The organism is Micromonospora sp. NPDC005367 (assembly GCF_040606825.1).
Taxonomy (GTDB): Bacteria; Actinomycetota; Actinomycetes; order Mycobacteriales; family Micromonosporaceae; genus Micromonospora.
Map to the genome: position 1 here is coordinate 159,508 of NZ_JBEXFP010000001.1, position 22,742 is coordinate 182,249.

The 22,742-nt window shown below is 71.6% G+C and carries 17 protein-coding genes; 1 reads left to right on the forward strand and 16 read right to left on the reverse strand.

The features are described from left to right. Positions 1-55 precede the first annotated feature (55 nt). The 3 genes from ABZS42_RS00715 to ABZS42_RS00725 are packed head-to-tail and all read right to left on the reverse strand — an operon-like array spanning position 56 to position 3,290. Positions 56-1,330: a S8 family serine peptidase gene (locus tag ABZS42_RS00715; RefSeq protein WP_355141084.1), complete on the reverse strand. Its 1,275-nt coding sequence runs from the start codon at positions 1,328-1,330 to the stop codon at positions 56-58. A 17-nt stretch (positions 1,331-1,347) separates the two neighbouring features. Further along, entirely contained in the window at positions 1,348-2,322 is a 975-nt protein-coding gene (locus ABZS42_RS00720; protein WP_355141086.1) for an SMI1/KNR4 family protein, read from the reverse strand. After that, positions 2,319-3,290, reverse strand: coding sequence for an SseB family protein (locus ABZS42_RS00725; protein WP_355141088.1), 972 nt, complete (start codon positions 3,288-3,290; stop codon positions 2,319-2,321). The genes ABZS42_RS00720 and ABZS42_RS00725 overlap by 4 nt, the downstream gene beginning before the upstream one ends. 148 nt (positions 3,291-3,438) lie before the next feature. On the opposite strand from ABZS42_RS00725, the gene ABZS42_RS00730 reads away from it, so the two are divergent. Next, the gene (locus ABZS42_RS00730; RefSeq protein WP_355141090.1) at positions 3,439-3,882 is read left to right on the forward strand and encodes a hypothetical protein; all 444 of its coding nucleotides are present in this window, start codon (positions 3,439-3,441) and stop codon (positions 3,880-3,882) included. Positions 3,883-3,897: 15 nt separating this feature from the next. Here the strand turns inward: ABZS42_RS00730 and ABZS42_RS00735 are convergent, their stop codons facing one another. The 13 genes from ABZS42_RS00735 to ABZS42_RS00795 all read right to left on the reverse strand — a co-directional run bounded on the left by ABZS42_RS00735 (position 3,898) and on the right by ABZS42_RS00795 (position 22,584). Then, a complete protein-coding gene (locus ABZS42_RS00735) occupies positions 3,898-4,446 on the reverse strand; it encodes a hypothetical protein (protein WP_355141092.1) in 549 nt (182 codons plus the stop codon). After that, positions 4,443-5,003 (reverse strand): hypothetical protein, encoded by a 561-nt coding sequence (locus ABZS42_RS00740; RefSeq protein ID WP_355141094.1) that lies wholly within the window; start codon positions 5,001-5,003, stop codon positions 4,443-4,445. The genes ABZS42_RS00735 and ABZS42_RS00740 overlap by 4 nt, the downstream gene beginning before the upstream one ends. Beyond that, a complete protein-coding gene (locus ABZS42_RS00745) occupies positions 5,003-5,224 on the reverse strand; it encodes a hypothetical protein (RefSeq protein WP_076472163.1) in 222 nt (73 codons plus the stop codon). The genes ABZS42_RS00740 and ABZS42_RS00745 overlap by 1 nt, the downstream gene beginning before the upstream one ends. Before the next feature lie 88 nt (positions 5,225-5,312). Beyond that, the gene (locus ABZS42_RS00750; RefSeq protein ID WP_355141096.1) at positions 5,313-5,975 is read right to left on the reverse strand and encodes a hypothetical protein; all 663 of its coding nucleotides are present in this window, start codon (positions 5,973-5,975) and stop codon (positions 5,313-5,315) included. 156 nt (positions 5,976-6,131) lie between these two features. Next, the gene (locus tag ABZS42_RS00755; protein ID WP_355141098.1) at positions 6,132-6,662 is read right to left on the reverse strand and encodes a hypothetical protein; all 531 of its coding nucleotides are present in this window, start codon (positions 6,660-6,662) and stop codon (positions 6,132-6,134) included. Positions 6,663-6,693: 31 nt separating this feature from the next. Further along, positions 6,694-7,359 carry a hypothetical protein gene (locus ABZS42_RS00760; protein ID WP_355141100.1) on the reverse strand — a complete coding sequence of 222 codons (666 nt, stop codon included), beginning with the start codon at positions 7,357-7,359 and terminating at the stop codon, positions 6,694-6,696. A gap of 300 nt (positions 7,360-7,659) precedes the next feature. Continuing rightward, positions 7,660-8,322, reverse strand: coding sequence for a hypothetical protein (locus ABZS42_RS00765; RefSeq protein WP_355141101.1), 663 nt, complete (start codon positions 8,320-8,322; stop codon positions 7,660-7,662). 104 nt (positions 8,323-8,426) lie between these two features. Next, a complete protein-coding gene (locus tag ABZS42_RS00770) occupies positions 8,427-9,533 on the reverse strand; it encodes a hypothetical protein (protein WP_355141102.1) in 1,107 nt (368 codons plus the stop codon). A 2-nt stretch (positions 9,534-9,535) separates the two neighbouring features. Next, on the reverse strand, positions 9,536-20,953 hold the full coding sequence (locus ABZS42_RS00775) for a hypothetical protein (protein WP_355141104.1): 11,418 nt from the start codon (positions 20,951-20,953) through the stop codon (positions 9,536-9,538). A 45-nt stretch (positions 20,954-20,998) separates the two neighbouring features. Beyond that, positions 20,999-21,373 (reverse strand): hypothetical protein, encoded by a 375-nt coding sequence (locus ABZS42_RS00780; protein WP_355141106.1) that lies wholly within the window; start codon positions 21,371-21,373, stop codon positions 20,999-21,001. Next, on the reverse strand, positions 21,366-21,767 hold the full coding sequence (locus ABZS42_RS00785) for a YbaB/EbfC family nucleoid-associated protein (protein WP_355141108.1): 402 nt from the start codon (positions 21,765-21,767) through the stop codon (positions 21,366-21,368). The genes ABZS42_RS00780 and ABZS42_RS00785 overlap by 8 nt, the downstream gene beginning before the upstream one ends. Before the next feature lie 133 nt (positions 21,768-21,900). After that, on the reverse strand, positions 21,901-22,191 hold the full coding sequence (locus ABZS42_RS00790; RefSeq protein ID WP_355141110.1) for a WXG100 family type VII secretion target: 291 nt from the start codon (positions 22,189-22,191) through the stop codon (positions 21,901-21,903). Positions 22,192-22,224: 33 nt separating this feature from the next. After that, positions 22,225-22,584: a WXG100 family type VII secretion target gene (locus ABZS42_RS00795; protein ID WP_245828329.1), complete on the reverse strand. Its 360-nt coding sequence runs from the start codon at positions 22,582-22,584 to the stop codon at positions 22,225-22,227. Positions 22,585-22,742: the final 158 nt, after the last annotated feature.

A 22,742-nucleotide genomic window follows, 5' to 3' on the forward strand; every position in this document is an offset into this window, starting at 1 on the left:
GAACCCCTGACTCGACGAGCCGCAGCGACCGGCGCGGCGCGTCGAGCGCCCGGTTTCAGCGGACCGGGCCGGCGGGGACCTCGTCGAAGAGTTGAATGGGCGGCCCCGGCTCGTCGGGCTCCGGCGGCGTCACCGGTCGGGACGCCACCGCCGCCCGCCAACGCCGACGCCGGGCCCGCGGCAACATGATCGCGACGATGGACACCACCAGGACCACGATCAGCGCGGCCAGCGCGCCGATGAGAGCGGTACGGCGACTCGCCGCCTCGTCCGGGTCGGAACGGTCCAGGCCGGCGGTGAATCCGGGCATCGGCACCGGCCGCTCGTCCGGCAGCAGGTGGCCGTTGATCGCGCCGTACGGGTTCACCACGCCGTGCCCGTACTGGTAGGGATCGGCTCCGGACACCGCGGTCGCGGTGAGCAGCTGAATCAGCTCGCTACGCGGGACCCCGTCCCGCTTGGCCAGGGTGAGCGCCACCGAGGCCGCGACGAAACCACAGGCCAGCGCCGTGCCATCGGCCGCCTCGGTCAACCCGCCACCACGTTGGGTGGTGGTGATGCCGACCCCCGGGGCGACGAGGTCGAGGTAGGGGCCGAACTGCGACCGGCCCCAACGCTGGCCCTCCTGGTCGATCGCCCCGACCGCGAGCACCTCCGGGTATCCCGCCGGGTACGACTGCGGATTATCGTCGTCGCCGTGGTCGCCGCTGGCGGCCACCACGACGCTCCCCCGGTCGACCGCCCTGCGTACCGCCGTCCGCAGCGCCGGATGGTCCTTGTCCGAGTCGACGGCGACCGCGATCACCTGGGCGCCCTGGTCGACCGCCCAGGAGATGCCGTTGGCCAGCACCTGCGGATCGGTCGGCGCGTCGTCGGGGCTGGCATCGTCGCGCACCCGGACGGGCAGGACGCGGGCCGCCGGGGCGAGGCCGGTGAACCGGGCCCCGTCGGCCCGACGGGCGACGATCAGTCCCGCTACCCGGGTACCTGCCCCGTTGCAGTCGCTGTCCGCGCCACCGAACCCACGGACCGCGTCGTACCCGCCGAGTACCCGGCCGCGTAGCTGCGGGTGTGACGCGTCCACACCGGAACTGAGGACCGCGACGGTCACACCCGCGCCCTGGCTGAACGGCCACACCTCATCGGGGTTGAGCACCTGCTGTGCCCAGGGCATCGCGGCGACCGGAGCGCCCGGCCGCGCACACTCCGGTGCCGCCTGAGCCGCCGCCGCCGGCCCGACCAGACCGGCAGCCATGGTGACGGCGACGGCCGCCCCGGCCGTCCAGCGTCGTACCGTCCGTGCCGTCCGTGCCGTACGACGGTTCGCCATCCCGACCTGTACCTCCGTCATCTCGCGCCGGCCCGCCGTGCGGCCGGCAGAGCCGTACCGATCCGGTCGTCGTCGACCCGCACCGCCCGGCCCTCGGCGACGGCCGTGGCGGCGGCCTCCCACAGCGTGGTGGGAACCGCGCGCAGGGCGTGCCAGAACGAGCCGAAGCCGTCCGCGCACCGGTGCAGCAACCGGTCGCCGACCTCCGCGGGGCTGTCGCCGTCGCGGGCTCGCGGGTCGTCATCGTCCCAATACCAGATCGACCCCGAGTCGTCGCCCCGGATCTTCACCAGGAGCAGCCCACCCTGCACATGGCCGATGGCCAGCCAGTCCGAGGGGAAGCGATCCGCCCACCAGGTGTTGGCGTAGTTCAGGTCCTGGAGTCCGTCGGCGCGGGCGAGACCGAGGAACGGCTGGTCGACCACGAAGCCGAACCGCGGGTGCACGCCCGGCCAGCCGGGCCGACCACCGTTGGTCCGGGTGAGGAAGTCCCGGTAGCCGGCGGGCAGTGTGCCACCGAGCCGCTCCTCGACCAGGGCCACCACCTCCGGCGACAGTCGCTCGGCGACCTCGATCGGCGGGGGGTCGACGCTGTCCACCGGCAACCCCCGCCGCCCGTGGTCGGCGTCGCCGGTGCTGATCCCACCCAGGTGCCGGAAAGCGGCGTGCAGTTCGGCGGGGACCAGCGCCACCCGGCGGGCCCCGGCCAGGTGCGCCCAGGTCCAGCCCACGGTGGTACGGGCGTCGGGGTCGGTCGGGTCGGCCAGCACCAGGTTGGCGGTGACCACGGCCAGCACCCGAGCGACGTCCACCCCGGTGCCGGGCGGCAGCGGCGGCAGCTCGACCACCTCCCGGGCGTACGGGATCCAGTCGGGCAAACCGTGTGGGTCGACGGCCACGCCCTGGCGGTACCGGATCCGCAGCATCGGGGAGGCCGGGTGGAACACGCCGAAGGCGTACCGTGCGCCGGGGACCCGCACCTCCGAGCTCACCTCGGCCACCCGCCGGAGGTGTCCTCGCCGGAGGCTGCGGCGTCCTCGTCGGCGGCTGCGGCGTCCTCGTCGGCGGCGGGCCAGAGCAGCAGGAACTGCACCTGCTCGGCGGGCAGGGTGATGCCCGCGGGGGAGTCCGGGTCGACGGCGAGGGCGTGCCCCTGCGGCCAGACCGTGAGCAGCGAGACGAGGGTGGCGCGCAGGCTCGGCGTACCGTCCGGGTAGGCCCGCTGGAAACGCTCCGGCGTGGTGAAAACCTCGATCATCGGCTCCTCCGGCGGCCCGACGGGACGCCACGGGAAGTCGAGGTCGACCACCTGGGCCGGATCGTCCACGGGGCGGGCCGTCGGGAGCACCACCATCGCGTCCAGCAGGGCGTCCAGGTAGCCGGCCACGTCCCCGCTCTCCCCGGCGGCGAGCAGCAGCTCGGCGGTGTCCGGTTCCGGGCCGGGCATCGCCCGCGCCATCGCGGCCTCGAACTCCGCCATCAGGTCGCCGTCGTCGCCGTCGGTGACCGCGGCGGTGATCTCCTCACCGGCGGTCGTCTCGGCCACCTCGGCGAGGACCTCCAACCCGGCGGGTACGGCCAGCTCGCCGTCCGCCGCCGCCCGCAACGCCTCCACCGGCAGGTACACGTCCAGCGGGGTACCCGGGTTGACCGCCAGCTTCCAGTCGGCCACCGGCCACCGCTCACGCAGCTCGTCGTACCCGGTCACGGTGTAGGCGTCGGCCACCCCGGCGACCCGGGGCGCCATCGTCCGCACCGAGGTGAACACGGGCAGGAACGGCTGCCCGAAGAGGTCCATGGTGATGAACCGCTGGCCGCTGGTGTCGGTGTCGCCGCTGCGCTGCGGCAGGTAGAGCTCGACCCGGGTCAGGATCCGGAAGAACTCCACCCGGTCGTCGGCCTGCGCCGCGCGCAGCAACGCCCGTTCGGTGTCGTTGGCCGGCTGCCAAGACTCGTCCACGACGGGTCTCCTCCCCCACGCGCCGTCGAGCTTCCCGCGCTGTCGGGTCCGAGCCTAGCGATCCGGCGTCGATGGGCGGGACCCCGCCGACGATGCACGCTAGGCTACGGGCCGGTCGCCGTCGATCGCCGTCCCCTGAGGAGGATCCATGCGACGCCTCGCCACGGTCGCTGCGTTGACCGCGCTGCTGGCCGGCTGCTCGCCGGACACGTCGGCCCTGGACGCACAGAAGCCGGTGCAGCAGAAGGTCACCCTCGAGATGGCGCTGATCGGTCCGATCGAGTTCTTCGACATGGTGGTGCAGTGGGGCCACAACAACGTGGCGACCCAGGAGGAACGCACGCCGGCGCCGAACTGGGTCAAGGATCTGACCCTGACCTGGCCCGACGACAAGTACGTCTACGTCACCGGGTCCGCTCGGAAGAAGCCCAACGTGGACGATCGACTCGCCTTCGTCAACGGGCAGCCGTCGGTCGAGTGCCGGCTGCGCATCAACGGCCAGGTGGTCGAGACAGACACCAGCGCCGCCCCGCAGTGCGACTTCAACCTCTCCGCCACCCCGCCGCCGGCCCCGAGCGCCAGTGCCGGCTGACGTCTGCTCGGGGCATCAGCCCAGACGGCGCAACACGGTGCCGTAAGCCGAACGGACGGCGGTGAGGCGGCTGGTCCGGAACCGGCCCGGCTCCCGCTGGTAGACGGAGCGGCCCAACGGGCTCCAGACGGCGGTGAACGGCACCCGGCTGCCGCCCGGCGGCACGAACTTCAGCGCCTCGTCCACCGCCGCGACCGCCGCCGTCAGCCGCGTACGGCACCGCCGCCGATCCGCCTCCGGCAGCCGCTCCGCACCGGCCGGTACGCCCCGGGCGTGCCCCTCGGCCACCCACAGCCACTCCCCCGCGTCGATCAACGCGGACGGCTCGGCGGAACCGTAGTGGAAGCTCCCCCCGCCGTTCTCCGGCTCGGCCGGCAGCCGGAAGAGGAACTCCCGGGTAGTGCCGCAGCGTTCGCAGGGACCCGCGTACCGGCGCGCCAGGGCGCCGTCCGGCAGCGTGAGGATCGCGGAGGCACGAGGGAACCGGCCCTCCCCGCAGCCACACGGGCGCAGGTCCATGTAGAGGTGCGCCTCGTTGGAAGTACGGGCCGCGAGCGCAGTCACGACGGGCTCCAGGGCATGTTGTTCAGGTAGAAGTCGCGGATCACCTCGAGCCGTCGCCGCCGGAAGCGGCCCGGGTCACGCTGGTAGACCGTACGCCCCCGGGTCGACCAGAACGCCGACTCGGGAATCACGTCGCCCTCGGCCGGGACGAACTTGCGGACCTCCTCCATGGCCGCCACCGCGGTCCAGCGCAGATCCGCCGCCTCGGCGTCGTCGCCCTGCCGTTCGGCCACCTCCGACGCCTCCCCGCACCAGTCGGCGACCAGCAGCCACTCGCCCGGGTCGAGCAGCGCCGAGGGCTGCGGCCCGCCGAAGCGGGTGGTGGGATGCGGGCCGGGAGAGGCGGGGGCGGGCTGCCCATCCGGCAGCGCGAAGACGAACTCGCGCTGCTCACCGCAGTCCGCGCAGTGACCGCTGTACCGGTACGCGGGCCGGGTCCCCTGCGCGGTGGGCGTTTCTTCCCAGGTGGCCTCCATCGACCCGCACCGCGGGCACGGATGCAACTCCAGGTAGAGGTCCGCCTCGTCGCGACTGCGTACGGCGGGCAGCAGCGTCATCACACCTCCCGGTAGTGCCCGGTGTCCGGGTCGAGTCCCATGATCTCCCGTGCCCGGCGCATGTACTCACGTTCGGCCTCCGGCGATGGTGGTCGACGGTTCGCCGAGTCGGCACCCTCGGGGGTGAAGTCCGCATCGTCCACCCGGTGCTCCGCCTGCCACCGGTTGTGCAGCTCGGCGAGCTCCCGTAGTCGCCGCTGCCGCTCCGGATCGGTCTTCATCGTCGCACCGTCTTCCTTTCCCACCGTGGTCGTCGCACAGAGCGCGGTCCCGGCTGCCGGTCAACCGCCTTCGGTTCCCGCCGGCCGGTCACACCGGCAGCAGCAGCCGTTCCGCGAGGGGCTTCCGCTCCCAGGCGGCCGGCCGGTCCGGGCCGCCGGTCACCGTCCACGCGTAGACATCCACCGCCGTGGCGATCTCCGAGACGAAGTAGTAGTTGTGCGAGAAGAACGTCAGCGTCCACTGCCCGCCAACACCCTGCTCGAATGCGGGCGGAGCCACCGCAGGAGCGTCGGGCGCGACCATCACCCGCGCGAAGTGATCGACCTCGCGTACCAACCAACCCGCTGGAGTGCCCTCCGTCGCGGCGAACGGATGCACGACCGGGCGATCGATCCGCCGCGTCGAATACAACTCGCCGAGAAGCTCCGCATAAGCCAGCGGGCGCAACCCGGCACCCACCCGGCGACCGAGCTCCGCCATCACCTCCGGTTCGTTCAGGTGCAGCGGCTCACCCCGCACCGGAGTCAGCAGGCCGTGGGTGACGAATACCGGTTGCCCCGAGGCCACGACCCGGACCGCGTCGGATACCCAGTCCTGCCCGGCCACAGCCCAGTCGGCGAGGGTCGCCCGATAGCCGTAACGGCGCGTTCGGAGTGAAACCCAATTCGGCGCTGTCCAGGTTTTCTCAACTGTTTCCCCGGGGCTCAGCACGTAACGCTGAATCGCCTCGACGGTCCGCTCCGTATCCACCCGGGCACCCTCCCCGTCCCAACCGGCGGCGACCCAATCCTGCCACAGTGGCCCACCAGGCCGCGTCCTGTCGATCATGTGGAGCCGGGGCGGAATCCAGGTGCCGGCCGCCGAGCGTCCGACCGGGCCCGGGGGCCCCGGGGGCGAAAGTCGCTGTCACCCGCGCCCGGGCTCCGTCCGGCCGGGCCAGGTCCGCCGGGCCTCCGCCAGCTTCTGATGAACTTCCGGGACGAACCCGAGACGCCGCAACGGCCCGCGCCGGATCTGGAAGGAGTCCCGGAACTCGAGCGAGGCGTCCCGGTGGGCCGCGTACAGGAAGACGGTTCGCTCCGCCGGGCCGAGCAGCGCGCCCAGCAGCGGGCCGGACAACGGTTTGTTCATGCGGTTGTTGGCGATCATCGCGGCGCACCGTGCCCCGGCCTCCGTCATCCGTGACCGCACCGCCGACATCACCCAGCGCGAGAACTCGTCGGGATACCCGTTGCGGCGATACAGCTCGGTGAGATCGACCGGTTCCGTCCGCACGGCGCTTCCGGTCGTTCCGAGCGTCAGCCACAGCGAGTTCACGAACAACCTCGACGACGATCGCGCGGGCAGCTCGGCCAGCACCCACTCCACTATTCGCAGGTAGTCGTCGCGTACGTGGTCCGGCAGCCGATCCAGGTGCGCGAGGCTCGCGTCGTACATGGGCCAACGTTCGCCCGTCGGCCCATCGTCGTCAAGCCGGGAGTGGGCGCAGCACCCGCTCGGCAATGGTCTTCCGCACCCAGGTAGCCGCCCGGTCCGGACCACCGGAAACCGTCCAGGCATAGACATCTACCGCTGTCTGGATCTCCAGCGAGTAGGAGTTGTGCGAGAAGAAGGTCAACGTCCACTGCCCGTCCGTCCCCTGCTCGAATGTCGGCGGAGCCACCGCGGGAGCGCCGGGCACGGCCACGACCCGAGCGAAGTGGTCAGCCTCGCGCACCAACCATCCCGGTCGAGCAGTTCGGTTCACACCGAACGGATGCACCACCGGCCCGTCGATCTCCCAAGCCGAGTACAACTCGCCGAACAGCTCCGCATACGACAACGGACTCAACCCGGCGCCCACCCGGCGACCGAGGTCTGCCATCACCTCCGGGCGGTTCAAGTGCAGCGGCTCGCCCCCTGTCGGAAAGAGCAGGCCGTGGGTGGTGAATATCGGCTGGCGCGAGGCCACCACCCGGATCGCCGCATCCACCCAGTCCTCACCGGCAACGGCCCAGTCCGCGGGCTTGGTCGAATACATGGCTACCGACGTACTCACGAAGACCGCGTCCGGGAGGATCGACAGATTGTCGATGGTCTCGCCGGGCGTCAGCACCTGTCGCTGAATCGCCTCGGCAATCCGCTCCGTGTTCACTCCGGCACCTATCCGTCGTAGCGAGCGGCAGCCCTCATCCTGCCACAGCAGCCCACTCCGCCGGTTCCGCCGAACACACACCCGGACGCCCTCTTCGCCGCGTGGACAGCTGGCGTCAACCGCGGCCGGAACCCGTCCGGTCGGGCCAGGTCCGCCCGGCGTCCGCCAGCTTCTGATGAACCTCTGAGACGAACCCGAGACGCCGCAACGGCCCGCACCGCATCCGGAGGGCGTGAGCGCACCGCCGCGCCGCTGCGGCGGGCACGAACGATGAGCGGTGGTCGGTCGGCCCCTGCTCCGCTAGGGAAGCGGAAGCAGTACCCGCTTGGCGAGGGTCTTCCGTTCCCAGGTAGCCGGCCGGTCCGGACCACCGGTCACCGTCCAGGCATAGACGTCCACCGCCGTGTCGATCTCCAGCAGGTAGTAGTTGTGCGTGAAGAATGTCAAGGTCCACTCCCCGCCCGCGCTCTGCTCGAACACCGGAGGTGTCACCGGCGGCGCGTCAGGCGCGACCATCACGCGGGCGAAATGGTCGGCCTCGCGCACCAGCCAACCCGCCCGAACGGTCTGCGTGGCAGAGAACGGGCGCACCACCGGACCGTCGATCTTCCAGCCCGAGTAGAGCTCGCCGAACAGCTCCGCGTACGCCAGCGGGCTCAACCCGTCCCCCACCCGGCGACCGAGCGCCGCCATCACCTCCGGGCGATTCAGGTGCAAGGGTTCACCCTCGAGAGGAAGAAGCAGTCCGTGGGTGACGAATATCGGTTGGCGAGCGGCCACGACCCGGACCGCGTCGGCCACCCATTTCTCCCCGGCCACAATCCAGTCGGCAGTACGCGCCCAGTACATCGCGGTCGAGGTGTCCAGGGTGACTGATTCGGAGTCGGTCCATATCTTGTCGACGGTGCTCGTACGCTCCAGCACGTAGCGTTGGATCGCCTCGGCGGTCCGCTCCGTATTCACTCGGACACCTCTCCGTCATGGCTCAGCGGCGGCATATCATCCTGCCACAGTGGTCCGACCTGCCGGATAGGTCGAGCAGCCGACAGGAACTGGACCAGGCGCGGTCAGCGGCCAGAGAGCGCGAGTCCGGCGCGGAAGACCGCCACCTGCCCCGCCGGCGTCGGCGGGCCACCTGCGGCCAGAGCCTCCGCGAGCTCGCGAGGAGGTGCCACGCCGTACTCGGTCAGGTAGTAGCCGAGTGCCTCCGGCCACACCCACCGGCCGTCGGTGCGGTACCCGCCCGGCACGACGTCGCCGCGCCCCGGCTCGACCAGGTCAGGCAGACGTTCGACCCGACCGGGCACAGCCGCGCCCGCCGCCAACCGCTCCGCCAGCGCCCGGCGTTCCGCCACCGGTACGCGCAGAGCTCCGGACCGCACGAAGTCCGTCAACCGCTCCTCGCTCAGCGCCACCCGGACCCGGCCGGCGTCCGGCGCCCACAGCAGCGCCGCCCCGGCCAGCGCCGCCCGGTGGTACGACGGGATCTCGTCGCCGGTCCACCACACCTCGACCTGCGGCGCCGGGTCGCCGTCCTCGGCGATCGAGCGTTGCGTCTCGTACACGAGATCCCAGGCCGGTACGCCCGGCGCCGCCTCGGCGAGATACACCGGACGTGCCGCGGCTCCGGGCTCCGTTCCCACCCGCCAGGCCCGCCAGACACCGACCACGCCCGGCTCGACGGTGAGCATCACCATCGCCGTGTCGTCGGACGGCTCGGTGAGGCGGTTGGCGAGATCGGCGAGGGAACCAAGCTCCGGCGACAGATCGGTCAGGTCGTCGGGATCGCCGCCGGTGAGATCCAGTCGAGGTGGGATGCGGGGGCCCGCCTCCGCCAGCACGGTCGGCGGCACCGGCAGGAACCGGAACGGTCCGACGGCCGGCGGATCAGCGGCCACTGGCACCTGGTCGAACAACTGGGGCTTTCCACCCGGCACGTCCAGAACGTCCAGGACGCGGGCCAGCAGGTCGCGGTCGGCCGGGGCCAGCGGGACGTCCAGCTCCACCGCCGCCACCGACACGGCGTCCGGCAGATAGCGCAGGTCGCCGCTACCGAAGAGTTCACGGAGCCGGGTGAGCATCTCGTCCGGCACCCGGCCGGCGAGCCGCAACAGCATCCGGTGCACGTCGGCGAAGAACTGGCCTGTGTCGTCCCAGCCCGTTCCGTCCGTCACGGTCAGCCCTCTTCCATCACGATGATCTCGCAGTTGTCCCGGAACTCCTCGGGCAGGCCGGCCCGCACCTGCTCGACCAACTCAGGATGATCGGATGTCCGTCGCATCTTCGATCGGGGTGGGAAGACGGCCTCGTCGTCCTCGGCAAACGACGAAAAGACGGAGATGTCGCGCGCTTGCTCGCCGGTCAACAGGTAGACGACCAGCACCTTACCGCCCGAGGCCGGATTCTCCGACATGAACCGCACCGCGACGTCGAGCCGACGGCTGACACTGAGGAATTCCCGCGCTGTGCCGACCGGCAGCGTGGAGCTGCCATAGATCGGCGAGTGGACCGGGGTGATCCAGTCGCCCCGGTAGGCGACCTTCGGGCGTTCCGGGCTACCGAGGGCGGGTAGTTGCATCATCGCGTCGTGGACCATGTCCGCGTGCCAACGCATCTCGTCGAGAAGTTGTGGCGAGACATCGTCCAACTCGCGCCGGATCTGCCTCCAGGCCGCCGCGGCGTCCCGCTTGGCCCGCAGCTTGTCGAGCCGGGCCCGCGCCTCCTCGCGCCGGTTCCCCAGTTGTTTCTCTTCGGCCGTTCGGCTGTTCGCGTCGACGATCCGGCGGTGGGCGTCGACGTACCGTTGCGCCGGCTCCGCCAGTTCGGATCGAGAGTTGAGGTGACCCTCCCCGACATGGACCACGGGACGCAGCTTCAGGGGTAGCGGCAACGCCTTCGAGTTCGCCGCCAGGTTGTCGAGGTAGTTGGTCACCAGCTCACGGACCTTGCGATCGAAGAGCACCTCCATCGGCACGTCTCCGGCCAGCCGGGTCCACAGGTGGCTCCGGATGACGTTGTTGATCAGATAGTGACTGTGCCGGGTGTAGACGGTCAGCGCCATCACGTGCGGCTTCGACAGCCGCTGGCCCAGCTCCCGCACGGCGGCCGAGTCGGTCGGGTCGATGCCGTTGCGCCGCAGCCAGTCGGCCAGGTCCGTGTCCCGGACCTGACCGCGCTCCAGCTGCGGCCACAGCCGGTCGGCGATCTGTGGCACCTTGTGCTGCGTCTCGGAGAAGCCGCGCGGATCGACGGCGTGTTCCAGGTAGCGGGCCTCGTGCGGGAGGAGCCCGTCGACGCCGACCTCCCGTCGCAGCGTCGGCAGATCGATGTCCGGAAGGGCCCGGTAGAGATCCACCGCGGTGAACCGGGTGCCGGGCGGACGCACGTCGACCCGCGCGACGCCGGCGATCTCCGACCCGCGCAGGATCTCGAAGAGGCTGTGGTCGCGGGCGGGAAGCATCCACCCCATCAGCCCGCTGAGGAACCGCTCCAGCTGCGGACCGTCGAGACCGATGAACCGGGCGGCGGTCAGCATCCGGGCCGTGGTGCCGGAGACACCGTCGATGACGGGGAATCCGTCCCGGCCGACCCACCAGGCCCACGGTCCGTGGTCGGTGTCGTGCGCGACGACGCCCTCCCGCCACGGCAGCTTGTCGTGTTCGCTCAGCGGCTCCCCGATCTTCTGCCGCTGCACCTGGTCCACGTAGGCCCGCTCCAAATGTCCGAGCGGGGTGCCCAGGCGGGCGTAGTGGTCCGGGGTCGTGGCGAGTTCCTGCTGCACACGGATGGGCCGATCGTCACGAGGGCGTTGGCTCACGGTCATCTCGACCAGGTCACGGATGCCGTGTTCGGAGTTGCGTGCCACGTTGCCGGTCGCGAAGAAGTCACGGCCGAACCTGAGCTTCTCCTGCAAGCCCTCCGGCATCACCCGGTTCAGGTTGCCGTCGAGCAGCTCGCCCATCCGGCGCACGGCCGGCACGTCGACGCCCGCCGCCCGGGCCTGCTCCCACCGGTCCCCGTCCAGCACCGCCCGCAGGGCGTGGGAGAGCGTGTGCGGGTTCTTCCAGTTGGTGTATGCCGCGTTGTAGAAGGCGGTCATCGTCTCGCGCAGGTTGCCTTCGGCGATCAGCCGGTCGAAGCCGACCCCGCTGCCGACCTGACCGGCACTGTCCGCGGCGTCGTCCCGGAAGAAGGCGCCCTCGACCCGGGCCTTCACCTGGGCGGGGGTTTCTCCCGGCCGCGGCTCGGTGAGGTCCACCAGGATCTCCCGCATCCGGGTCAGCGCCGAACGTACGGTGTCCAGCACCTCGGGGTCGCGGAAGTAGTACGCCCCGAGGCGCTGCTCGAACTGCGTCGCCTCGTCGGCCCAGCGCGGATCGTTCAGGAACCGCTCGAAGTCGAACGGCACCCGGGTGGTTCGTGCCGGGTAGGTCGCGGCGGCCGCCTCGGCCCGCTCCGGCACCACCGGCTCGGCGGAGTCGGACCGATCCGGCATCCCCAGCTCAGCGGAGTCGGACCGGTCCGGCATTGGATCGGCCTCGACGCGATCCGATACCGGACCCTCGCCGTCGCGACCCGGTACCGGGACCGCCTCACCGTCGGTCGCGCGCGCCGGGCCAACGTCCACGGGCGGACGGGTGGACTCGGCAGGGGGCCTGTCCCGGCCGAGCAGAGCGTCCCGGCCGGCGTCGCTGATCCGCCCGTCGAGCATCCGCAGCCGGGCTGCGGCACCGGGATCGTCCGGGTGCAGACCGAGGTGGTCGCGGAGGGCCCGCAGCTCGGACCGGGCGTGTGCGGCCTGCGCCGGATCGCGCAGGAGGTCCGCGAGCACCTCGGCCTCGGCCAGCCGCCCGTGGTCGTGGGGGCTGAGCATGGCCTCGTCGGCCATCGCGCCGGGCACGAGGGCGTCCGGCGTGAAGGGATCCAGCCCGCCGTCCGCCCGTTCACGGATCGCGGTCAGCTCGGCGGCCTCGTGCGCGACGGCGCGGGCGACGTTGACGTCGCTGGCGCGGTCCGACAACTCGACGCGCCAACCACCGTCCTGGGGCGGGACGGTGCCGTGCGGCAGGTCTCGCCCCTGCCCGTCGATGGGCACGGACCGGGCCACCGCGCCGTCCGGCAGGGCATCCGCCGGGACCGTGGTCAACTCCAGCCGTACGCCCTTGAGCGGGCTGCCCTCCGGCAACGTCTCCACGACCTGGCGCAGGGCGACGTCGCCGAGCTGCCGCACCACGTCCGGCTCGGGGACGTCCCGGCCGTACCCGTGGAACTCGCCCTCGGGCACCCGGGCGGCGGTGACCGGCGGATGCTCGTCTCCGCTGAGCAGGCTGTGGATCGACGACGGGTCGGGCACCCGGGGCATGCCCTGGGCGTGGGCCGAGCGGGGATACAGCGGACCCGTGTCGCTGATCTCCTTGACGCCCTTCCAGTCCGCACCGAGCAGCGCGCGCTTGCCGACCCACGACGCTTCCCGGCCGTGGTGGTGATCGCCCCAGCCGGCCTGACTGATCTCGAACGGCGTCGGGTAGCGGGCGCTGCCGAACGAGCTGGTGCGGGCCCGTTCGAGGATCTGCTCGGCCGCCTCCCGCTGCCGTTGCACCTCCTGGGCCACCCGCTCCGGATCGGTGGTGCCGTAACGCTTGCGCAGCCCGTCGGCGTCAACGTCGGGGTCGTCCGCGGCCAGCCGCCGGGCCATGTCGACGTCGGCGTCGAGTCCACGCAGCTCGACCCGAAGCCGGTCGAGTACCGCGTCGGCCCGGTGCTCCGTGTTGGGCGCCCAGTCGTAGCCGTCGCGTGCCCACGCGTACCCGCCGACGGTCGACGCGGCGTGCACCTCGATCCGCTCGACACCGGAGTAGCGGTACCAGTCGATGAGGCTGTCGTTGAACTCCCGGGCGAAGCCGTTGCCCTGGACGCGATCGTCGAGCTTCAGCGAGACGTGCTCCACGAAGAGGCTGCCGTTGTGGTCGCGCTGGAAGGAGCGCACCACCCGACCGGCGTTCACACCGTTCGCGTCCTGCACATCCGCCCGGACCACGACCTCGTTGCGGTACACGCTGACGCTGTAGGGGTCCTCCAGGTCCACCCGGATCCGCAGCCCCGCGAACTCGCGCCCATCGAGCTGGTCGGCGAATTCCCGCCGTACCGAGTCGCCCCAGGCGGTCGCCTCCTCCTGAGAGCTGGGGATCAGCTCGTCGAGCGAGGGCCGCCGGTCCTCCTGCCGCCACGGCGGGTCGGACCAGATCTCGTCGTGCCGGGAGTGGTCCCGGCCGTCCGCTGCCGGAGCATCGGCGGCGGTGGGGACGTCCGCCTCCGGCACCCGTTCCAACTGGTGCACCGGGTAACCCCGCTGGGCCAGATCGGCGTCGATCCGCTGGATGTCCGCGCGAACCTGGGCCTGGTGCACCGGGTCCGTCGACGCGCGCAGCTCCTCCAGGGCGGCCTGGCGTTCGGAGAGCGCCAGGTTCGTCCGGCCGTCGGTGGAGATCGGCTCGCTGGACGTACGCTCCGGCCCGTGCGTCCATCCCGGACGGTCGGCGGCGGTCTCCGGCGCCGACCAGGCCGGCGTCGCCGGTTCCGGCGCCCGCTCGGGGGCACCCCAGGCGGGACTGTCCGTCGGTCGCACCTGCCCGGTGTACGGGTCGACGCCCGGCCGCCCCGGAGTTCCGGTACGCCCCGGGTCGGCCTCCGGCGGCCAGCCTCGGCCCGGGTACGGATCGTGGGCCGGCGGGAATGCCTCACCGGGCCGCCAACTCGGGGTCGCCTCACCCGGACGCTGACCCCACTGCTGAGGCTCCGCCTGATGCTGTCCCCACTGCTGGGGTTCGTTCGGACGCTGGCCCCACTGCTGAGGCTCCGCCGGACGCTGGCCCCATGGGCTCGCGTCGCCGTGAATCGGCTCGCCGGGCCGATGGCCCCACGACCCGAAGGTCGGCTCCGCCGGACGCTGGCCACCCCACTGTCCGAGGCCACCCTGACTCGGCTCACCCGGTCGCGGACCCCACGGCTGAGTCGCCGGCCCCGGTTCGGGCGCGCGCGGTGCCGGGTCGGCACCACCGAACAGACCGGTGATCCGGCGCAACGCCCGGGACAGCACGTTGGGCCGCCGCTCCGGCTCCGGGCGGGCCAACTGCCCGTCGTGGTGCGCGCCCGATCCTTGCGCTGGTGGAGAGGCGTGCCACGGAGGTGTGGCGTCGATTGCCGGGCCATCGGCCCGCCATGGTGGGGCCGTATAGGGCGACTGTTGCTCGGGCGACCAGTGCGGCTCACCGTCCCGGCCGGGTCCCCACTCGGCCAGCGGTAGCGAGTCGGAGCCGTTACTGAGTACGGAGGTCTCCGGCGTGGCAGCGCTCTGGTCCTCAAGCGGAGGCACTGCCCGGGCTGCCTGGTCCCGTCCGACCGCGTCGAGGTTGATGCCGTGCTGTTCGGCGACCTCCCGGGTCATCGGACCGTAGAAGGTGCCCTGCCGGCGGCCGTCGGCGATGGGGAAGTTTGCCTCGTCAATGGAGAGGCGGGCACGCTCAAGAATGCTCTCCGGGGTGAGCGCCATGAGCCGGTCGAGCAGGTGGTCCGGAATGTGCGCTCGGTCGGGAGTGTGGACGTACTGCTTGACTATGTGGTCCCGCATTTGTTGCGGAGTCCAGTCCGCCATCTCCTGATAGCTGTCGCTGCGGGGTAGGCGCGGGTCACCCGCGTGGTCGAGAGCCCGGAATCCGGCCAGTCCACGCAGGAACTGCTGCTGGACGGCAAACGCCTGAAACTCGCCTTCGAAGCGGAGCGGCGTGAGGACCTCACCGACGACGTCCATCCTCGGCGGGCCTTCGGGCGATAGCTGCTTGACATGTCGCGCTACCACGTCCGGGTTTGGCTGGAGACGATGCATACTTTCGTGCACCACTGTCGCGGCGACCGCGCTGATCGGTCGGTCCAACCCGCCTGCGTCCCGCGGGTCGACGTAGAGGATTTCGGTCACCGTATCGAAGCCACCACGCGCCGGTCCCTGGATCCACTCCTCCAGGTTCGGGTCGCGTAGTTGCTGTGGGATCAGAGCCTCGACGCTCTCCATGTCCTTCGGGATCAGCCGCTCGAACGTACGGGCCGCGTGGCCCTCGAACGCCGGGCCGAGCACGTCACCGATCTTGGCGATCGCGATCGCCTGGTCCAGCACATGGAACCGGTGGGTCTGCGGGTCGACGCTCACCACCCGGGTGGCCATCTCCACCGAGTTCAACGGGTCGACGCCGTCGAGGTCCCGCCAACCCGGGTCGGCGTAGTCGCCGCCGCGTTCGAAGTCACGCCAGTCGCGGTACTGGTCGGCGTACTCGTTTACGGCTCGGCTCAGGTCGCGGACACCCTGCACCACGTCGCCGAGACGGCCGCTCTCACGGGCCGCGTCGGCGGCCGTCTGCAACCGGTCGGCGATACCGCCGATGGCGTCCAGGTCGGCGATCCGGGCCGCCACCGCCGTCTCCGGGTACCGGGCGAGCAGGTTCTCCTTGGCCCGCTGCACCAGCTCGTGGACCTGTTCGGGCAGCTCGGCGCCGGTCCGCGTGCGGTGCGGCGGGAAGTTGTCGCTGGGTGCCAGCTCCTGGACGATCGGCAGCTCGCCCGCACGCGCCGTCTGTTCCGGGTGTGCGATGCCCTCCGGCGTCGCGTTCGGGTCGGCCGGTACGTGGGAGTCGACAACCGCCGCCGTCTCCTCGTGCAGCCGGGTCACCGCCGCGTCGATCTCGGCCTGCGAACGCGGCACGTACGAGCCGTCCTCCTGCCGTACGGAGAGGTGGTCGCGGGCCCACCCGCGTACCTGCTCCGGGGTACCGGCGTCGGCCAGCAGGCCACGGACGGTGTCCGGGGTGAGCGGCCGGGGTGGCGCGGGATCCGACGGCGTGGCGTCGCGGAGAGTGACCCGGTCGAGCACCGGCGGGTCCGGGTGCAGCGACCGTTCCAGCTCGACCAGCGACGGTTCGTCCGCCCGGCGCGGAACCTCCGGGCGCGGCGTCGTGGAGTCGCGTGCGCTCTCCGGTACTGCGTCGGCCCGGCCGTCATGCGCCGGCCGGACCGGCGCCGGATCGCTCGCATCCGGCCCACGCCTCGGCTCCGTCGGGGTGCCGTCACGGTCCGAGCGGGGGCCGGCGGCATCGTCCCGCTCCGCGCGAGGCCCGGCTGCGTCGTCCCGGTCCGAGCGCGGCCCGGCGGCATCGTCGCGAGGCCGCTCGGTCCGGGTCGCGCCGTCGTTCCGCGACGGGTCGGTCCGGGTCGGGTCGGTGGGCGTCCGATCAGTCCGCGGTCCTCCATCGGTGGGCGTCCGATCGGTACCCGGTCCGCTCTCGGTGCGCGAGGTGCCGGTCCGGGTCGTGCCGTCGCCGCGTGGCGACGGGGGCTCGACCGGCCGGTCGAGCACCTGGTGCAGCTCCCTGTGCAGGGTGCTCCAGGCGTCGCCGAGTTGCCGGTCGACGAAGGCCGCCCGGGTGTTCGGGTCGGTCGGCAGATGGTCGGGCAGCACCACACCGGCCGGTTCGCGCTGCACCCACTGCCCGTGCTCGACCTCCAGCCCCGGTCGCAGCACCACCGGCTGCCCCGGCGGCAGGGACGAGTTGACCTGCAACGCGACCCGTACGGTGACGCCGTCCGGGTACTCCACGGTCAGCAACCGCGTCGACTCGTCCCAGCTCGCCCGGTGCGGCTGGTCCACCGGGCCGGGATCGCGGCCCGCGAGCAGGTCGCCGATGTGCCCGTCGAAGGTCGACCGGACGGCTTCCGGCATCGGCACCGATGGCCCGACCGGACGGGGCTCGACCGGCACCAGCTCGAAGGGAACCCGCCCGTCCGCCGGCGCTACGCCGCGTAGCTGCCCTTCTGAGGCCAGTGGGCCTCGCTGCGGTGGAACCGCGTGATCTTCACGTAGACCGCCGCGTAGTCCGAGTCCTTCAGCCCGTCCGTCGGACTCCCCTCGCCCGTGGCCTTCTGGATGACCAGTCGACGATCCATCGTCGGGTACCCGAAGGTGTATTCCACCGTCTGGCTGTCTTCCCGGATCAGCTCGAAGTCCAGCAGTGCCGCCATCTGCACTCCTTGAGCTCGACGGTGTCTCCGGGGTTACGCCGCGTAGCTCCCCCCGGCCGGCCAGGTCGCCGCCTCGGCCTGCATCCGCAGGATCTTGCCGTACGCCTTCCGGTACTGCATGTCCTCCGCCCCGTCCAACGGCATCCCCTGCCGGGAGTCCTTCTGGATGACCAGTCGCCGATCCTTCTCCGGGAAGCCGAAGCTGTATTCGACCTCCCGACTGTCCTGTCGAATCAGTTCGAAGTCCACCAGAATCGCCATCGCCGGTTCCCCTCGGATACGCGCTGTCCAGGTCCTCGCCGGTACGGCCGGGCGCGACCCGCTCCCAATTGAACAGGCTCTGGGCGTGTGCGTGCGCGTCCGGGTACGTGGCGTCGGGGTGGACCCGCATGTAGCCCGACTCGGCCAGCTCGTGTTCCAGCAGCACCAGGTCGGGCTCGAGGTGCCGGCCCTCCCGCAGGCGGATCCAGGCCTCGGCGATGTCCTCGTCGGCGTCGAACCGCCGCCGCTCCCAACCGTCGGGGTAGTCGCGCAGAGTGTGCTCGTCGAACATGAGGTGCTGCTTGACCCGGGCGATCTCGGCGTGGCTGAAGCCGATGGTGCCGTTGGGGCGCTCCACGTCGGCGAGGTGCGTCGCGATCTCCGGCACGTCCCCCGGGTCGGCCCGGAACCGGTCGTACGCCTTGGCGGCCCACTCCTGGGCCCGCAGTTCGTCGCGCGGTCGGATGGACGCGCCGGTCTGCGACTCTGCGGCCGTCGGGTCGGTGTGCTGCTCGTCGGCGCGTACCGGCGCGGGTGGATCCTGGTGGCGGTTCGGCGGCGAGCCGTGTTCGTCCCGCACCGTTGGGGCCCCGTTGCGGTCGCCCGCACCGGTGGGCCGGTCCTGGACCGGATCGGTCGGGCCGCGCTGACCGTCCCGGATCGTGGTCGTGTCCGGCCGGCCCGTCGGCGTGGAGGAGTCGCGGGCCGGCGGCGGACCGTCCGGGCGTACCGACGAGGGCCCGTCGGCACGTGACGGCGTAGGACCATCCGCACGCGGCGGGACAGGGCCGTCGGTACGCGGCGACGCCCAGCCGTCCGTGCGGGGCGACATCGAGCCGTCCGTGCGGGGCGACATCGGGCCGTCCGTGCGGGGCGGGACAGGACTGTCGGTACGCGTCGGCGGGGTGTCGCCTCGGAGGGCGGGTGCGGTGTCCGCCCGGGCCGGCGGGGCGGTGTCGGCGCGTGCTCCGGAGAGCGGATCCGTCGGCAGCTCCGAATCCGTGCGCGGCGGCGGCACGTCGCCCGACCGCATCTGGTCGGAATGCGGCCGGGTCGGAGCGGTTTCGGTGGGGTGCGGCCCGGCGGTGTCGCGGGGCGACGCGGGCGGGTCCGAGCGGGTGCGCTCCGGTGGGGGTCCATCACCGGGCTCGCGCTGCTCCGGCCGGCTCGGGTCGTCACCGATCCGATCCGGCGCTGTCTCCCGGATGGCGGGGTGCTCGGGGCTGCGGTCCCCGGGCGGCCCGCCGTCACCGGGCGGTCGGTCGCCCGGCGGCACGGAGTCGGTCGTCGAGCGCTGTGGCGGCGGCGAGTCGGTGGGCGTGCGGTCGGCCACCGGCGCGCTGTGCTCCGTGGTCGGGCGGGTAAGCTCTCCGACCGGCCGCGACGGTTCCGTGGTCCGGATGCCGGCGTCCCCGCTACGGCCTCCGGACGTCGGGTGGGCGGGCTGGCGCGGGCCACCTCCGCCGCCACCGCCGTCCCCGCCGCTCGTCCCGCCGACCAGGTTCGTACGCTGCGGGACGTCGGTGCCGGGCAACTGCGCCAGCGGCGCCTGTGGGGCGGACGGTTCGGACCGGATGACGTCCCCGTCGACCACGTGCGGGCTGGGCGACTGACCGCCGTCCCGGAAGAGGACCGTCCCGTCGGCGCCGATGCTTCCACCGTCGATCCTGGTGCCGCTGCCGTCGACCTGTTGCCAGGAAGCGCCGTGTTCGCTGTACGTGACCTGCAGCCCGTCGGCCCGGTCGAACGCGCCGATGCCCTCGGGAAGCACCACCACGTCGTGGCCGATCCGCAGGGTGCTCCCGACGTTGACGGCCTCCATCTTGTTCTGCGCGCCGAAGATCGCGCCGGCCTTGGCACCCTCGGCGCCGCCGTGCAGGATCTCGGTGACGTTCTCCTGGGTGATGTTCGTGAAGTCGAGCTTGCCCTGCGCGGCGAGCGTCGCCGCCGACATGCCCGCGCCGACCACGCCGCCGCCGACGACGTGCCCGGTGATGCCGCCGAACATCGAGGCGCCGAAGACGCCGCCCTGGAGCGTGGACATACCCAGCTCCCCCAGGTCGAGGCTGGTCCGCTCGCCACCGGCGATCTGGTACATCTGGCCGAGCAGGTCACCGGCGCCCATGAAGCCGGCACCGAACGCCACCCTGGTGCCGACGTACTTGGCCAACTCCCGGCTGAAGGTGGTGGCCGCGATCTCGCGGGCCGCGTACTGACCCAGCGCCTCCCGGCTGACCTGCTCGAACACCTCGTTGCCGGCCATCCGGGTCAGCGAGGTGCCCGCCGCGCGGCCGGCGAGGTCGGTGCCGACCCGGGAGCCGAACTTACGGAGCAGCTGCTCCTCGATCTCCTTGGCCAGCTGGTTGCGGGCGGCGAGCAGACCACGTCCGGCGAGTCGCCGGGACTCCAACCCGGCCTCGCGGCCGAGCTGGCGGAGCAGCTCGCGGTTGGTGACGCTGCGCAGCCACTGCCCGGCCATCCGATCCGCCACGGAGCGGGCGATCACGTTGCGGGGCAGGACGCCCCGTGCGACGGTCGAGCCCCCCTGCCGGATCAGGGTTGGCAGGGTGTGCCGCAGAAGTTCGGGCAGCTCGTGCCGGATCAGGTTCGGTAGCTGGGTGGTGACCAGCCTGGGCAGTTGGGTACGGACCAGGTTGGGCAGCTGGGTACGGATCAGGGTGGGCAGCGCCCGGGTCACCAGCGCGGTCACCTCGGCGAGCGCCGCGCGTATCGAGATGCTGCCGATCGCGCGCATCGCGTTGCTGGCGGCGACGCTGATCGCCGTGCGGCAGGCGGCGAAGGCGCCGGGAATTCCGGCAGTGGAGAGGCCGAGCGACGGAATGGCCGCGGCGACCAGCATGAAGAGCGAAACCGCGAGCATGATCAGGCCGATCAGGGCCATGAACTTCATGAGCTCGATCTGCAGCCCGAAGCTCTGTACGGCCTGCTCCATGCTGGCGAGCGTGTCGACCGATCCAGCGAGTGACTCGATGTACTTGTACCACTCCTCGGCGAACACGGTGGACGCGCCGTCGCCGCTCCAGTTGTCCAGGATGCCGTCGGCCGCGTGCACGGCCTCCTCGTAGAACCTGCCGAGTGCCTGGGCGGCGTCGGCCCAGGTGTCGGCGAGATCGTAGACGGAGCCGATGTCCGACTCGGGGATCTTTCCGATCAGGATCTCACCGACGGTGGAACGGACCCCGGGGATCGCGGCTTCGAGGTCGGAGAACCATTCCAGGATCTCGGCGAGCGCGTGGTCACTGTCGCTCACGCGCAGTCCTCTCCCTCACCGCCGTGCTCCACGGCCGGCCCACGGTCAGCTGCGGCCACCAGCCCGGTTGATCTGGTTGCGGTTGTCGTCGTCGACGCCGGTGTAGCTCCACATGGCATCCGCGGCGTACTTGCCGAGCTGCGTCATCGCCTCGCCCAGCTTCGGCATGCTGGCCTTGACGGCCTCGTTCATCGGCTGCGCGCCACCGTCGGGCGCATCGATCGACTTGTGGTACGTCTTGAGGAACTCCTCGACGAACTCGTCCCCGCGCGGGAGCGTGCCGTGCGCGTTCTCCATCGCCGTGACCGCCGCGAGCTTGACCTGCATCGTCGATGAGATGGAGATCCCGCTGGAGCTGAGGTGGTTGGCGATGCCGATGATGTCGGCGACGCTGGACTTGATCTCGACGAAGCTACTCATCGTCGTTCCCCTTCACGAGCACGTCTGCGTCGTGGCTGTGCAGCATCTTCTGCAGCTGGTCTCCGCCTGGCGCGAGCCGCCGCAGGTCGGGGGCGAGACTGCCGTCGAGGATCTCCTTGGACTGCTCGGCGGCGTCTTCGACGGCCATCCGGACGGTGGCCACGATCGTCGCCGCGAGCGCCTTCGAGTTGGGGTGCCGGAAGACCCGCGGGTCGATCTCGAGCTCGAGCAGGTGACCACGGGGGCCGACGACCGCCTTGATGGTCTGGTCGTCGGACCAGGCCGTGCCGGTCACCTTGAGCATCCGGCTCTGCACCTCGTCCATCCCGGACCAGGCCTTCTTGAGGTCACCGATCATGGCGCTCAACGCGCCGAAGTTCGGTCGTTCCGCCATCGCCCCTCCCCCAAAGGTCGCCGACCGCAGCCTAACGAAAACCCCGCCGCGTGGCCGCCCCGCCGGCCCGGGCGTGAATCGACAGGCCGGTCGGGCCGCCTCCCTCGTGGACGGAGGCGGCCCGAGCCGTCCGTCACATGCCGGCGGCGATCGCCTGGTCGACCTGCTGCATCCGGTCGGCGGAGGCGCCGAGCTTCACTCCGACACGCATCAGCGCGTCCTTGATCTCGCTGGCGCCCTGGTTCCACTTCTGTCGGGCCTCGTCGCACGCCTGACCCGCCGCACCCTGCCAGTCCGCAGCGAAGAGCTGGGTGAACTGGGTGTACAGGTCCTGGAGGGCGCCGTCCATGTGGCCCTGGTAGGTGCCGATGGCGGTCGCCACGTCCGAGATCTGGCCGAAGTTGTAAGTGATGGGACTGGTCACTGGAATGTCACCTCTCGCTCGTCGCTTGCGGCCTCAGCCACGCAGGATGCTCATCACGCTGGTGTCGCCGGTCTCGGCAGCGGCGTTACGGATCTCGGTCGCCGCGTCCTCGTCGTTCACCCCGTACTGCGTCGCGGCGTTGGTCATCTTGCCGGACAGCTCGTCGAGCGCCGTGATGATCGTCCGCAGACCGTCGTTGAGCTGAACCGAGACGTCCTGCAGGGCGTTGTTCGCCGAGCCCCGCATGCCGCCGCCGCCCAGGGTCTGGATCCGCTCGATGAGCTGGGCCATGCCCTGGGCGAGACTCTCGCCGGTGTCGTTGCAACGCTGCGCCATCGCGTTGAGCTGTTCCTGGGTGGCGTGAACCTGACCCAGTCCTGGAGTATCGGTCAAGGTGGACTCACCCGCTCCTCTGCTCGCGCCCCCCGTTCAGGGAAGCGTCCCCTTGATGTGTGGCCGTGTCCGGCCGATGCTGACGGTAGCGTCCCGTGCCGAATCGGGCTACCTCGATCGGTCCGATGTGGTGCATGATGACAGGCTGCGACCGATCG

Bases quoted from the DNA above. Each gene is read 5' to 3' on its own strand.
- ABZS42_RS00785 (WP_355141108.1), bottom strand. From the start codon at position 21,767: ATGGCGGAACGACCGAACTTCGGCGCGTTGAGCGCCATGATCGGTGAC.
- ABZS42_RS00730 (WP_355141090.1), top strand. From the start codon at position 3,439: ATGCGACGCCTCGCCACGGTCGCTGCGTTGACCGCGCTGCTGGCCGGC.
- ABZS42_RS00745 (WP_076472163.1), bottom strand. From the start codon at position 5,224: ATGAAGACCGATCCGGAGCGGCAGCGGCGACTACGGGAGCTCGCCGAG.
- ABZS42_RS00780 (WP_355141106.1), bottom strand. From the start codon at position 21,373: ATGAGTAGCTTCGTCGAGATCAAGTCCAGCGTCGCCGACATCATCGGC.
- ABZS42_RS00755 (WP_355141098.1), bottom strand. From the start codon at position 6,662: ATGTACGACGCGAGCCTCGCGCACCTGGATCGGCTGCCGGACCACGTA.
- ABZS42_RS00740 (WP_355141094.1), bottom strand. From the start codon at position 5,003: ATGACGCTGCTGCCCGCCGTACGCAGTCGCGACGAGGCGGACCTCTAC.
- ABZS42_RS00715 (WP_355141084.1), bottom strand. From the start codon at position 1,330: ATGGCGAACCGTCGTACGGCACGGACGGCACGGACGGTACGACGCTGG.